This window comes from Bacillus sp. SIMBA_074 (genome assembly GCF_046534555.1).
Lineage (GTDB): Bacteria > Bacillota > Bacilli > Bacillales > Bacillaceae_G > Bacillus_A > Bacillus_A mycoides.
This window is the reverse complement of the sequence record NZ_JAWRYM010000747.1, coordinates 1-260: the sequence shown is the minus strand read 5'-3', so window position 1 is coordinate 260 and position 260 is coordinate 1. Positions and strand designations below refer to the sequence as shown.

1 protein-coding gene is annotated in these 260 nt (G+C 71.9%); it reads left to right on the top strand.

Annotated elements, in window-relative coordinates; genetic code table 11:
* Nucleotides 1–29: 29 nt before the first annotated feature.
* Nucleotides 30–260 (top strand): ribonuclease H family protein (locus SB773_RS32770; protein ID WP_410594570.1); only part of this gene is annotated, 231 nt, incomplete at its 3' end.

Sequence of the window (260 nt, the reverse complement as noted above, 5' to 3'; positions counted from 1 at the left end):
CCGGTCCCGTCGCCGTCGGCGCCGCGATGATGGATGCGGCAGGCGTGCGACGTCGCGTGCCGGATGGTCTGCGTGATTCCAAGCTCGTGACGGAGAAGCGTCGGCCCGATGTCGCGGCACGCGCAGCGGCGTGGGTGCAGGCCTCTGCCGTCGGCTGGGCGAGCGCCGAAGAAGTCGACCAGGTCGGCATCATGCGGGCCCTCGGACTCGCCGCATCGCGCGCTGTGTCGGCGATCGCTGCGCAGGGGGCTTCGATGGAC